Source organism: Microcystis sp. 0824 (assembly GCF_003112475.1).
Taxonomy (GTDB): domain Bacteria; phylum Cyanobacteriota; class Cyanobacteriia; order Cyanobacteriales; family Microcystaceae; genus Microcystis; species Microcystis aeruginosa_C.
The window spans coordinates 40,764-53,019 of record NZ_BDSM01000047.1 but is presented as its reverse complement, the minus strand read 5'-3'; the positions used below and the strand labels follow the sequence as shown (position 1 = coordinate 53,019).

General features: G+C 43.9%; 13 protein-coding genes. 10 read left to right on the top strand and 3 right to left on the bottom strand.

Annotation, left to right across the window (positions count from 1 at the left end; translation table 11 throughout):
• Window positions 1–212 precede the first annotated feature (212 nt).
• The 3 genes from N0824_RS15690 to N0824_RS15680 all read left to right on the top strand — a co-directional run bounded on the left by N0824_RS15690 (window position 213) and on the right by N0824_RS15680 (window position 2,564).
• Window positions 213–1,436 (top strand): bifunctional oligoribonuclease/PAP phosphatase NrnA, encoded by a 1,224-nt coding sequence (locus tag N0824_RS15690; protein ID WP_108937425.1) that lies wholly within the window; start codon window positions 213–215, stop codon window positions 1,434–1,436.
• A 52-nt stretch (window positions 1,437–1,488) separates the two neighbouring features.
• Entirely contained in the window at window positions 1,489–1,983 is a 495-nt protein-coding gene (gene sixA, locus N0824_RS15685) for a phosphohistidine phosphatase SixA (RefSeq protein ID WP_108937424.1), read from the top strand.
• Between the two features lie 293 nt (window positions 1,984–2,276).
• A complete protein-coding gene (locus tag N0824_RS15680) occupies window positions 2,277–2,564 on the top strand; it encodes a YggT family protein (RefSeq protein ID WP_002763635.1) in 288 nt (95 codons plus the stop codon).
• On the opposite strand, the gene N0824_RS15675 is transcribed toward N0824_RS15680, so the two are convergent.
• Entirely contained in the window at window positions 2,561–3,001 is a 441-nt protein-coding gene (locus N0824_RS15675; RefSeq protein WP_002741759.1) for a hypothetical protein, read from the bottom strand. The two genes, N0824_RS15680 and N0824_RS15675, sit on opposite strands and share 4 nt — an antisense overlap.
• Before the next feature lie 86 nt (window positions 3,002–3,087).
• On the opposite strand from N0824_RS15675, the gene N0824_RS15670 reads away from it, so the two are divergent.
• The 7 genes from N0824_RS15670 (at window position 3,088) to N0824_RS15640 (ending at window position 8,335) form a co-directional block, all read left to right on the top strand.
• Window positions 3,088–3,681, top strand: a complete 594-nt coding sequence (locus tag N0824_RS15670; protein WP_108937423.1) for a hypothetical protein — start codon at window positions 3,088–3,090, stop codon at window positions 3,679–3,681.
• Window positions 3,682–3,847: 166 nt separating this feature from the next.
• Window positions 3,848–4,108 carry a glutaredoxin 3 gene (gene grxC, locus N0824_RS15665; protein ID WP_108937422.1) on the top strand — a complete coding sequence of 87 codons (261 nt, stop codon included), beginning with the start codon at window positions 3,848–3,850 and terminating at the stop codon, window positions 4,106–4,108.
• A gap of 15 nt (window positions 4,109–4,123) precedes the next feature.
• Window positions 4,124–5,107: a glutathione synthase gene (gshB, locus tag N0824_RS15660; protein WP_108937421.1), complete on the top strand. Its 984-nt coding sequence runs from the start codon at window positions 4,124–4,126 to the stop codon at window positions 5,105–5,107.
• Between the two features lie 171 nt (window positions 5,108–5,278).
• Entirely contained in the window at window positions 5,279–5,590 is a 312-nt protein-coding gene (locus tag N0824_RS15655; RefSeq protein WP_108937420.1) for a DUF2499 domain-containing protein, read from the top strand.
• Window positions 5,583–5,912: a DUF3593 domain-containing protein gene (locus N0824_RS15650; protein WP_108937419.1), complete on the top strand. Its 330-nt coding sequence runs from the start codon at window positions 5,583–5,585 to the stop codon at window positions 5,910–5,912. The genes N0824_RS15655 and N0824_RS15650 overlap by 8 nt, the downstream gene beginning before the upstream one ends.
• 372 nt (window positions 5,913–6,284) lie before the next feature.
• Window positions 6,285–7,304 (top strand): glycosyltransferase, encoded by a 1,020-nt coding sequence (locus N0824_RS15645; RefSeq protein ID WP_108937418.1) that lies wholly within the window; start codon window positions 6,285–6,287, stop codon window positions 7,302–7,304.
• A gap of 155 nt (window positions 7,305–7,459) precedes the next feature.
• On the top strand, window positions 7,460–8,335 hold the full coding sequence (locus N0824_RS15640) for a Tab2/Atab2 family RNA-binding protein (RefSeq protein ID WP_108937417.1): 876 nt from the start codon (window positions 7,460–7,462) through the stop codon (window positions 8,333–8,335).
• Window positions 8,336–8,379: 44 nt separating this feature from the next.
• Here N0824_RS15640 and N0824_RS15635 read toward each other — a convergent pair whose 3' ends face one another.
• Window positions 8,380–9,849, bottom strand: a complete 1,470-nt coding sequence (locus N0824_RS15635) for a carotenoid oxygenase family protein (RefSeq protein ID WP_108937416.1) — start codon at window positions 9,847–9,849, stop codon at window positions 8,380–8,382.
• 114 nt (window positions 9,850–9,963) lie between these two features.
• A complete protein-coding gene (locus tag N0824_RS15630) occupies window positions 9,964–12,135 on the bottom strand; it encodes a glutamine synthetase III (RefSeq protein ID WP_108937415.1) in 2,172 nt (723 codons plus the stop codon).
• Window positions 12,136–12,256 lie beyond the last annotated feature (121 nt).

Below are 12,256 nucleotides of genomic sequence, written 5' to 3'. Positions count from 1 at the left end.
AGTAATGGCAGCGATGGTTAATTGCCCTAACTCCTCTCCCAGAACAAACGGCAGGGGTCTTTTGATAGACTAGAGTTATGGCCCCAGAGTAAGGAGCTAGGGGCAAGAAAAGCTTAATAATTGAGATGAACCGATCGAGCGAGAATATCGTCTAGAATTAATTAACTCAAAAAATCCTGACTGAATCTACCTTTAAGCGAACTTTTCTAAAAATGATGGCTGAATTGCTGAGTCTAGTTCCTGCCAAGTCCCTCGAAACCGATGTAGTGGTAGGGGAAGCGTCGGCAGTATGTCCCCTTCCTCCAGTCACGGTTAGTAATGATACCCTACTTATTTCCCTAATCGATCGCCTGCGACGTACTTTGGAAAATCATCGTGGCGAAAATCAAATTGTGGTGATGCAGGATTTCCCGGATCCCGATGCTCTTTCTAGTGCCTGGGCCTATCAAATTATCGCCGAACAGTACAATATTCACTGTGATATAGTCTACGCGGGTACTCTCTCCCATCAGGAAAATGTCGCCTTGGTAAAACTAACGGGTTTACCGGCTAAACGTTGGGGAGTCCATACCCTCAAGGATAGAGATCTCTCGGTTTATCAGGGTTGTGTTTTTGTCGATGGTCAGGGAACCAATAGTCAGTTAACCACTCTGGTTAAACAGGCAAAAATTCCCATTATTGTCGTGATTGATCATCATACTCGCCAAGGGGAGCTAGAGGCGGAATTTGTCGATATTCGTCCCCAAATCCGGGCAACAGCGACGATATTAACCCAATATATCCAAAAAGGGTTAATAAGTTTTAATACTAGCGATACCGTCCATGTTAAGTGTGCCACAGCCTTGATGCACGGATTGCGATCGGATACGAATAATTTAATGCAAGCGCAAGAGTGTGAATTTATTGCTGCTGGTTATCTCAGTCGTTTCTACGATGCACAATTATTAAACGCGGTCCTGCAATCGGCCAGATCCCGACGGGTGATGGATGTGATTGAACGGGCCCTGAAAAACCGTATTATTAAAAATAATTATTCGATCGCTGGGGTCGGTTATTTGCGTTATGATGACCGGGATGCGATTCCCCAGGCTGCCGATTTTTTGGTGACAGAAGAAAATGTTCACACGGCTTTAGTTTATGGTATCGTTCACGATGAAGATGAGGATATCGAGTTAGTCATTGGTTCTATGCGTACCAGTAAAATTACCCTAGATCCCGATGAATTTCTCAAGGAAGCTTTCGGACAGGATAACCAAGGTCGCTTTTTTGGTGGTGGTCGTTATATGGCCGGAGGTTTTGAAATTCCTATCGGTTTCCTCGGTGGTTTTAATAATAATGCCGAATATGCAAAACTCAAGTGGGAACTGTATGACACCCAAATTAAACAGAAACTTTCCCATCTAGTTAACCCCGATGAAAAGGTAATTCGCACCTAGGTATTAAATCTCAGCTATTTATTATCATGGCAAAGACCGACCCTAAACTGATATGAAACTTTATTTTGTGCGTCATGGATTAGCAGGACAATCTGGGGATTATCCCAACGATAGGGAACGTCCTTTAACCGAGGAAGGTAAGGCCAAAACTGCTAAAATTGCCCAAAGATTAGGACAGTTGGGGGTGAAATTTGACCTAATTTTGACTTCTCCCCTAGTGCGTGCGGTGCAAACCGCCGAAATTTTGCAAAAAGCGGGTTTAAGCCGTAAAATTGAGCAATTTAATCCCCTATCACCCAACGGCAATATTCAAGATTGGGTGCAGTGGTGGCAAAAGTCGGACTATCAGCGAGAGGAAAACGCGATCGCACTGGTGGGCCACGAACCGGATTTAGGTTATTGGACGGAAATGCTAGTGTGGGGCAAGTTTCAAGGAAAATTATCGGTCAAAAAAGCGGGAATAATTGGTCTAGAGGTTCCCAATCAGGAAAATCCCCTAGGCAAGTGTCAGTTATTCTGGTTGACAGCCCCAAAATTACTTCTCTAGGAATTAACCTAGGTGTATCTATCCTTTTTGGGGACTAAGTACAGCCTTTCTCATAAAGATGAAGTATAACCTAATTTGGTATTGACGACCGGCTCCCCAAAAGGAAAACTTCCTATCTCACCATTAAGATAAATGCTGTATTCAGTTTTCTTACCCGGTGTCCGTCAACCGGGAGGAATGCCGATAGCTGGTTAAAACCAGTAGGATAGGGCGGCGAGAGTAACTAAAGACCATTTTTTTGGTAAGATCAAAGCTAAACTAACCATCACGCCCCCTTGAGGAAAGATTTATTTATGAGCGATATAGGGTTTATTTTGACGATAATCAACAATTTCCTACAAATTTACTCGGTAATCCTAATTGTTAGGGTTTTACTGACTTGGTTCCAAAATGCTGGTTGGGCCTATCAGATTATGTCTTTTCTCAGTCCGATTACCGATCCCTATTTAAACCTCTTTCGCTCGATTATCCCACCCCTAGGCGGGATGGACTTGTCCCCGATCCTCGCTTTTCTGCTGCTCAACGTCGTTCAGAGTGTCGTAGCCACGGGGGCCAGCAGTCTGGTCAGCAGCAGTTTCTAAATCCGCGGATCCACACTACTGGTAAAACCGGAAGCTTTGAATTTTTCCAGTCGCAAGGGGGTTGGTTGATTGGTAGAAACAGAAATTCTGATCTCGAAATCACTAATCCCCGGCGGCACTTCTGGAATTGCCCCGACTCGGCTACGATTTTGTAAAGCCGGTTCCCCGTTAGCATCGTAAATCCGACCAAAAACATCGGCATCATAGACGGTTTTTCCAGAATTATTTTTAGCTTTGCCAGTGATTAAAAAACAATTAGCAGGAAAACTGGTTCCCCCACTGGTGACACTCCCCTCGGCTAATTCGGGGGGACAGTCCTTGTAAGATACATCTAATAGTTGAATTGGGGTCAAAGCTTGAGCAGTAGGGATGATAAGCCAGCTAGACAGCCAGAAGAGAACAGAAAGCAGTAAAACGGTGAGCGAGCGTGGTGTCATAGATCAGTGATTTTACGGTATGATTTCCCCAATACTTAGATTATCGTGGATCGTCACCCTTTGAAATCAGCTTTTTTAGGACTCTCATGGATCGAGATGAGATTGAAACCACTCTCAAAGCGGCTTTTCTCCAGTGTGAGGCTTTATCCTGTCCTCTCAATCAACAACAAAAAGAAATTTTGTTAGAGGTGTTTTTTGAGCGAAATTCCCTCGCTGATGGCAATCCCCTCGACGAATTAACATCTATGCAAAGGGAGATTTTGCTGGAATTTATCCTCAAACAAGAAAGGGAAAATTTAGCTTGGAAAAGTTCTCTCCTCAATGATTGGCTTAACGCTCGCCCTTCCGGTGCGGTACAATTTATCCGCGATCAGTATGGCTTGGCTTGGTTGAACAGCATAAAACCGATTCATTGGCAAGAATATTTACAAAAATTAAGGTTAACCAGAGAAAAATTACAGGTGGGAGATGCGATCGAGGTGTCTAATGGATTATGGGAATGGATTCCCGCAGACGCTGCCGATAGTTGCGACTGGTTTCCCTGTGAGGTAATAGAAGTAAATGAAAGTGAAGATGATTCTCGTCCTGTTAGTTGCCGTATTCGCTTTCAAAATGGTGAAGAATGGGAAATACAAGGAATATATCAGTGGAATCGCCCTAATTGGCGTTTTCTGACTTGAAGGAAGATCACTGCTCGGTTAAGTAGTCGTGCAAAATTAATTTCCTAGTGAAGATAGGCAAGAGGCAAGAGGCAAGAGGCAAGAGGTGGTTAGATATGTGTAATTAATTTTGCTTAGGTACTTATCGGCTAAAATTTAAGATATGTAAAGAAGGGAGATAAATTTTATGGCCGCTAATGTTGAGATCTATACTTGGAGTTCCTGTCCTTTCTGTATCCGCGCTAAAGCATTACTCAAGAAAAAAGGGGTGGAGTTTACCGAATATTGTATCGATGGTGATGAAGGAGCGCGAGCCAAAATGTCCGAACGAGCCAATGGTCGTACAAGTGTACCACAAATTTTTATAAACGATCAACACATCGGGGGCTGCGATGACATCTATGCTTTAGATAGAAGTGGTGGTTTAGATCCCCTATTGCAGAATTAAGGATAAAAACTATTAATGAAACTAGCCTTTATTATCGATCCGATCGAGTATCTAGATCCGGGCCATGATACCAGTGTAGCTATCATGGAAGCGTCCCAATTATTAGGTCATGAAATCTGGATAACTTCCATCACGGCTCTCAGTGCAATTGCGGGAAAAGCTTGGGCAAAACTGACTAAAATTGAACTGGTTCCCGTGGAGTTAAAAGATAATCACTGGGTGGCTGCATCTCAATGGTATCAAAGACAAGAGACAGTTTTTACCTGCCTAGAAAACTTCGATTTTGTCTGGATGCGAAAAGACCCACCCGTGACAATTGCCTATCTTTATGCCACCTATTTATTAGACCTGATCGACCCCCAAAAAACCCAAGTAATTAACTCAACTATGGGTTTACGCCATGCCAACGAAAAGTTATATACGATTCACTTTGCTCAGGTAATGCCCGCCACAATTGTTTCCCAAGATAAAGCGACGATTAGGGAATTTGTCAACCAAAAAGGGGCGGCAGTTATGAAACCTTTGGGTGGCAAAGCAGGGGAGGGAATTTTATTTCTTAGTCCCGAAGATCGCAATCTCAATTCAATGATTGAAATTAGCACAAAATGGGGACAAGAACCAGTAATGATTCAAGATTATTTACCAGCTGCCCAAGAAGGAGATAAACGCATTATTGTCCTCAATGGTGAACCCATCGGGGCAGTTAATCGCATTCCCACTGGTTCAGAATTTCGCGGTAATATGGCAGTGGGTGGACGAGTGGCAAAAACAGAAATCAGCGATCGAGAATTAGAAATCTGTGCCACTTTAGCTCCAAAATTACGAGAAGATGGCCTATATTTTGTCGGATTAGATGTGATTGGTGGCTATCTGACGGAAGTTAATGTCACCAGTCCCACCGGCATTCGCGAGATCGATCGATTAAACAATGTTAGTTTAGGTCAACAGGTGATTAAATGGCTAGAAAGTTTTTCGGGAAATGGGAATTATGAATTATGAATTATGAATTATGAATTGGGAGTGGGAATTATGAATTATGAATTATGAATTATAAATTATGAATTATAAATTATGAATTGGGAGTGGAGAGTGGGGAGAATAAATAAAAACAATCTCTTATCTCTTATCTCTTATTTCTTATCTCCTGTCTCCTGTCTCCTATAGAAAATAATGAATGCTTTATCAATACCGACGTGGATGGTTCATGTATCGAGTGTCGTAGAATGGATAGCGGCAATCTGGTTAGTGTGGACCTATGGCGACATCAGTAGCGATCGATCGTGGCGAATGTTATCTTGGGGAATGTTACCCGCTTTAATTGGGGCCATGTGTGCCTGTACATGGCATTTTTTTGATAATATCAGTGCCTTATCCTGGTTAGTCACCCTACAGGCAGCCATGACTGTCTTAGGAAATTTTACCCTCTGTGCTGCCGGTTGGTGGCTGTGGCGTTCCAGTAAAATCAGAGTTAACAATGAATAAAGAGAGTTTATTTGCCATTTCCCTGTTTCCCTATCTGGGGTTTCTTTGGTTTGTCACTCGTTCGGGAAAAATGCCCCGTTTAGCCTTAATTGGCTTTTATGTGCTGTTAATCTTCGTTTTTATCACTATTCCTGCTGGTATCTACGCCAAAATCCACTATGGTCAAGAATTAGCCAACGTCGATTGGTTACACGGCAGCGCCGAATTTTTCCTCACCCTCTCCAATATTCTCGTCGTCCTAGGTTTTCGTCAGGCAATTTTAGCCAAAAAGCAAACAGAGAAAGGGGAACAGGGAACAGGGAGTGGGAATTATGAATTATGAATTATGAATTATGAATTATGAATTATGAATTATAGCGTTTCCCAATCTCATGAGGTACACCAAAATCTTAACTCCTGAATCCTGAATCCCGACTCCTGACTCCTGACTCCTGACTCCTGACTCCTGACTCCTGACTCCTCAAAACCTAAGACTTTGTACCTCACAACTATGGGAATTGCTATATGAATTGGGAGAGGGGAGAATAAATAAAAATAATCTCCTGTCTCCTGTCTCCTGAATACTGTCTCCTGTCTCCTGTCTCCTGAATACTGTCTCCTGTCTCCTGTCTCCTGAATACTGTCTCCTGTCTCCTATCTCCTGATCACTGAATTGTGATACAATCGCCCCAAAACTTCCCTGCGTCAGTCAACCATGTCCTCGATTACACCGTCCATCAGTGTCAACGAACCAAACCCGCAGGCTGCTATCCAGACTTTATCGGTAGTGGTTCCCATTTATAACGAAGTGGACAGTATCCGCGATCTCGTCGAGAGTATCGCCTCGATTTTGCGTTCTTATCAAATTAACTACGAGATTATCTGTGTTGACGACGGTTCTAAGGACGGTTCCACCGAGGTTTTAACTAATTTAGCCAAAAATCGCGATGATCTCAAGGCGGTAATCTTGCGACGCAACTACGGACAAACCCCCGCCATGGCTGCCGGATTTAATTATGCCACGGGACAGGTCATCATTACCCTCGACGGCGATTTACAGAACGATCCCAATGATATACCCCTATTATTGGCCAAATTGGAGGAAGGTTATGACCTCGTGAGTGGCTGGCGCAAAAATCGCCAAGATGACCAGGTAAAACGGCTTTTACCCTCAAAAATAGCTAATTGGCTGATTGGCAAGGTAACAGGGGTCAAATTACAGGACTACGGTTGTTCTTTGAAAGCCTATCGAGCCGAATTAATCGCCGATATGAATCTCTACGGGGAATTACATCGCTTTTTACCCGCATTAGCTTTTATTGAAGGGGCAAAAATCACCGAAATTCCCGTTAATCACCACGCTAGACGGTTCGGACAGAGTAAATATGGTTTAGATCGCACAATTCGCGTGATTATGGACTTATTTACTGTCTTTTTTATGAAAAAGTTTCTCACCCGTCCGATGCACATTTTTGGACTCTACGGACTGTTATCCATGGTAGTGGGGGTTATTTTAGGTACTTATCTGACTATTCTCAAACTCGGTTTCGGACAAGAAATCGGCAATCGACCTTTGTTAATCCTGGCCGTGTTATTCTTTTTAACTGGGGTACAATTACTCTGTTTTGGTCTTTTGGCAGAAATTTTGATGCGAACTTACCATGAATCCCAAAAACGTCCTATCTACCGCGTTCGTACTGTTGTCGGGGATAGGGGATTTTTCAGTGAGCAGTAATCAGTGAGCAGTAATCAGTAATCAGTGAACAGTAAAAAGACAGTAGGAAGCTGCTATTTAATACTGCCCACTTAATACATACTGCACACTTAAAACTCAAATCTGATAACTGATAACTGATAACTGATAACTGATAACTGATAACTGAAAAAAATATGACTATTTGGGAACTTGATTTTTATTCGCGGCCGGTGGTGGATGAAAATAATAAAAAAAGATGGGAATTGTTAATCTGTGAAACTCCGGCAACAATCGATCGCTCCTCCGATACAATATTTAAATATGCCAGTTATTGTCCTAATACGATGGTTAATTCCCAATGGTTAGGAGAGGCAATTACTGCAGCTATCAAGGCAGCGGGGGTAACTCCCAAAAAAATTCGCTTTTTCCGTCGTCAGATGAATAACATGATTAGCAAAGCTTGCGAGGATATCGGTATTCCCGCTTCCCCTAGTCGTCGCACTCATGCTCTCACTAGATGGATAGAAGAAAGAATGGTTAATTTCTACCCTCAAGAAGTTGGTTATGATCAAAATTTAACTAAAACTGCTTCCGTTAATTATCCCCCTTTAAATGCTGTTCCCCTTCCCGATGCTGTCCGGGGAGATAAGGCAGATAAATGGGCTTTTGTCACGCTAGAATTGTCTTCTTTTCATGATTTAAAAGATTGGGATATTAGCTTCGGAGAAAATTTGCCTATACTGGGAATGGGATTAGATGAGAATCTAAAAATCCCCGGTTTAGTTATTTTTTCCCCCCGCGCTTTACCATTAGCTGGTTGGATGTCAGGGTTAGAAATGGCCTATTTAAAGTTAGAAACTGGTTCTCGTCCTCTGCTACGTTTAGAAACGGGTGCTAGTGATAGTTGGATTCTCGTCAATGTCACTAATGCCGAGACTTTAAACGAAGCCAAAAACTTTGAAGAAGCTAAACAAAAAGCGAATAATCTGCATTTTTTAGCCATTCAATCTAACCCTGAATCGCAATCTTTCGCCGGTTTTTGGCTACTACAAGAAGGCTCTCAAGAGTAAAGTTTAGTCAGGGTGGGTTTTCAATCCACCCCTAGGGAATTAAATTAAAAACATTGTCGGGTCCAACTACCGTGTAACCCGTAGGGAATATGATGTTTAAGATGGATAACTGCTAGGGAATTAGTGATATCTTGAGCATCTAAGATTACCCCATTCGATCGATGATTGGCCGCATCGTAAGTGACTACCAATAACCAACCATCATCTTCAGCGATTCCATCGGGTTTAGGCACAAAAATTGGTTCACCCGCAAATCCCCGGGGAGCAAAAGAATGTAATTGTTTTTCTCCTGTTAATAGGTCCAGTTTTAAGATTGCTTGCAAAGGAGCATTACCAGTGGCATGATGAGTGGCAGCGATGTATAAATAACGGTAATCTCGACCAACTTTTGCAGGATTGATGCTGGGAAATTCACAACAATGCTCTAGAATACATTCTCTTGTAACGGTATTTTCTGATAAATTTAGTGTAAATCGCCACAGATGTCCTGGAGCTAAACTATCAAAATTTACCGATTGAAAACTGCTATTTGAATCCAGTTGTGGTAAGGATTGATAACAAATAGAATCAATATAAATTTTCTCCCCTTGTTCAAAAGCATTGCTATGATGGAAGACAAAACCTGATGGAGTTTCTAAAACTTTCACTTCTCTTTTGTTAGGATCCCGGGGGATAATAATAATCTTAGTTAACTTGTCCGGTTGATTGATGAGGCATTCTCCCGCACCTTTTAACCCAAAAAGAAAGGGAAAAGGATTATAACTAACCGGGTTTTGGAAAAAGATAGCGTAGTGGGGAGTAATAACAAAATCGTGGATAAAACAAAAGCCCGGTACACTGTGGGTATGACGACGTAATAACTTACCCGTGGGACTAATTTCGTAGAGAGTAATTGAACTAGACAAACCCGTTTTGATGGCAAAATTTACCAGACAAGGTTGATGATTATCGAAAATACAAGCGGGATCGATGCGAGGATGAGCGGCAAAAGCATCGCCTTTTTCCAAGATACCATCGAGATAGTCTAAACCAATAGTATCAAGGGTTTTAGCATCGAGGCGATGGGGTTCGGCCGCTTCCCAAAGTGCCAGTAATTTATCACCCCAGTAGATAACATTAGTATTAGCAATATTTTTCAGACGCAAATCAAAAGCATTGCCGAAAATTCCCCCCGGTTTTTTCGTGCCGAAAACACCGCGATAAAGGGGTTTTCCCGCTTTCTGTTCCTGGAGATAACCCTGGGTTTTAACAAAACGATTACGATAATGTACGCGCCCCTGATTGAAGCTAATCGCGCTGATCATACCATCCCCATCGAAGGGATGAGCGATCGCCGTGCCAGCGATATCGAGTAAACCGGGGCCGTTTTTAAAGACTGTACCCTGTAAATCGGGGGGAATTTGCCCCTCGATGTCTTCTACCTCGTAATCGTACTCGTTAGGTTGGGATTGATAGCCTTTTTGCCAATCCTGACGATTATAGGATTTTTCGCCAATTGTCGGAGTTAATACCATGGTAGTTTTAAGTTTATATTTACTTTTCTTAACATAACTTAAAACTACCAGAGATAAAAAGAAGGGGGTGGCTAATCATTTTTTCAGCCTATTTACCCCCTCCTTGCCGTCTTGTTATTTAACAAACAACATTTCTTGATAGGTAGGCAGCGGCCAGAAATTGTCGGCCACTTCCCCTTCCAGTGCGTCGGCATATTCGCGCACCTTATCCATCAAGGGACGGATTGTTTGAGCGGAATGCTGCATATGTTCCTCGATCGAGTCAAAATCGTGTTTAGCAATGGCCTCACTCAGTTTACCAACGCTATCCATCATTAACTTAATCAGATTCGAGACGGTTTGGGCGTTTTCCTTATTGATCTCGATGCCGATCGCCGCCGCATTAGCGATCGCTGAAGACAATTCCGACAAGTAGCGAACGGCAGCGGGATAAATAATCGTTTTAGCCATACTTACCACCAGTTCCGCCTCCACTTCGATGGCCAGTAAATACTGTTCCGCATAGACATCGAAACGACTTTCCAGTTCAACGGGGGTAAACACACCCATGCGGGTAAACAGTTCTTCAATATAATCAGCTTTCAGCACGGGTAAAGCATCGGCAGTGGTGCGGAGATTGGCTAAACCGCGCTCTTCTACCGCCATTTTGTGCCATTCTGGGGAATATCCGTTACCTCCGAAGATCACATTTCTGTGTTTGTCCATGATCTCCTTGAGAACACCCTCGGCGGCAGTATTGAGGTCTTCCCCGGCTTTCATCCGGCTTTCTAGGTTATCCGCCACCCAAGTCAGGGAATCCGCTAGAATCGTGTTCATCGCCACCAGCGGCCCGGAAACTGACTGATTAGAACCCACAGCCCGGAATTCAAAGCGATTGCCCGTAAAAGCAAAAGGAGAGGTACGATTGCGATCGCCAGGATCCTTGGGGAATACCGGCAGGGTATCGACACCGAGATCCATCAACCCCGGGGCATCAGAACCCTCAATTCGGCCTTGGCTAATTTGGTCGAATACCTTTTCTAACTGGCTGCCCAAATATACGGAAATAATGGCGGGAGGAGCTTCATTTGCCCCCAAACGGTGGTCATTGCTGGCGGTAGCCACCACTGCGCGTAAAAGCGCCCCGTACTTGTGAACGCCACGAATAACCGCCCCACAGAATAACAAAAACTGCATATTAGCATGGGGAGTATCGCCCGGATCTAACAGATTGCCCTGGGTGGCGTTGCCGACGGACCAGTTAACGTGTTTTCCCGAACCATTAATTCCCGCAAAGGGTTTTTCGTGCAGTAGGCAAACAAAACCGTGTTTTTTAGCCGTACTTTTCAGCAAAGTCATAATTAACTGCTGATGGTCACTGGCCACGTTGGCAGCCTCGAAAAAGGGGGCAATCTCGAACTGTCCGGGGGCGACTTCATTATGGCGGGTTTTGGCCGGAATGCCGAGGCGATACATTCTTTCCTCCACTTCCTGCATAAACACCTGAACCCGTTCGGGAATCGCGCCAAAATAATGATCGTCGAACTGTTGACCCTTAGCGGCGGGTTTACCAAATAGGGTGCGACCGGTGAGCAGTAAATCGGGGCGACTATGGGCAAAATGAGCATCGACTAGGAAATATTCCTGTTCAGCACCGCAGCTGGAGTTAACGGGGGCGACTTCCGTATGTCCTAAGAGCTTCAGCACCCTGGTGGCGGCCTTACTCATCGATGAAATCGAGCGTAAAAGCGGCGTTTTTTTGTCGAGGGCCTCTCCTGTCCAAGAGATGAAAACCGTGGGGATACACAGGGTTACACCATTATCCGTCTCCATGACGTAGGCGGGACTGGTGACATCCCAAGCGGTGTAACCCCGCGCTTCAAAGGTGGAGCGAAGTCCGCCGTTAGGAAAGGAGGACCCGTCCGGTTCCCCCTGTACTAAGACTTTGCCCGTAAATTCTGTGATCACCGAACCGTCGCTCTGCACGGAGATAAAACCATCGTGTTTTTCGGCGGTGGCGTTAGTCATCGGATAGAAGACGTGAGCATAGTACAGCGCCCCTTTGGACGTGGCCCAATCTTTCATCGCAGCCGCTACCGTGCCGGCGATGGAAACGTCTAATTTTCCCCCGGTTAAAATCGTGTTTTTGACTGATTTGAATACATCTTTGGGGAGACTGGCCTGCATTTTGCTCAGGGTAAAGACATCGGTTGCCCAGAGGGCCTCTAAACGCTGAGGAAGTTTGCTAGGTAGGGGTTTACGATCCGTTACTTGAGAGATAGCTTGAACACGGGTTCCATAACTCATAAGTATTTTTCCTATTTTGTTGTGTCGTGGATAAGGGGTTACTTTACTTAGGCGATGACAAGTTTCCTACTAACTTTGATGTTGAATTCCGGTCAGAGGCTATTCTCCGCTTAATAATTTT

Coding starts and splice junctions, on each gene's coding strand:
- N0824_RS15630 (WP_108937415.1), bottom strand. CDS start 12,135: ATGAGTTATGGAACCCGTGTTCAAGCTATCTCTCAAGTAACGGATCGT.
- N0824_RS15635 (WP_108937416.1), bottom strand. CDS start 9,849: ATGGTATTAACTCCGACAATTGGCGAAAAATCCTATAATCGTCAGGAT.
- N0824_RS15655 (WP_108937420.1), top strand. CDS start 5,279: ATGAATGCTTTATCAATACCGACGTGGATGGTTCATGTATCGAGTGTC.
- N0824_RS15650 (WP_108937419.1), top strand. CDS start 5,583: ATGAATAAAGAGAGTTTATTTGCCATTTCCCTGTTTCCCTATCTGGGG.
- N0824_RS15680 (WP_002763635.1), top strand. CDS start 2,277: ATGAGCGATATAGGGTTTATTTTGACGATAATCAACAATTTCCTACAA.
- N0824_RS15645 (WP_108937418.1), top strand. CDS start 6,285: ATGTCCTCGATTACACCGTCCATCAGTGTCAACGAACCAAACCCGCAG.
- sixA (WP_108937424.1), top strand. CDS start 1,489: ATGAAACTTTATTTTGTGCGTCATGGATTAGCAGGACAATCTGGGGAT.
- gshB (WP_108937421.1), top strand. CDS start 4,124: ATGAAACTAGCCTTTATTATCGATCCGATCGAGTATCTAGATCCGGGC.
- N0824_RS15670 (WP_108937423.1), top strand. CDS start 3,088: ATGGATCGAGATGAGATTGAAACCACTCTCAAAGCGGCTTTTCTCCAG.
- grxC (WP_108937422.1), top strand. CDS start 3,848: ATGGCCGCTAATGTTGAGATCTATACTTGGAGTTCCTGTCCTTTCTGT.
- N0824_RS15675 (WP_002741759.1), bottom strand. CDS start 3,001: ATGACACCACGCTCGCTCACCGTTTTACTGCTTTCTGTTCTCTTCTGG.
- N0824_RS15690 (WP_108937425.1), top strand. CDS start 213: ATGATGGCTGAATTGCTGAGTCTAGTTCCTGCCAAGTCCCTCGAAACC.
- N0824_RS15640 (WP_108937417.1), top strand. CDS start 7,460: ATGACTATTTGGGAACTTGATTTTTATTCGCGGCCGGTGGTGGATGAA.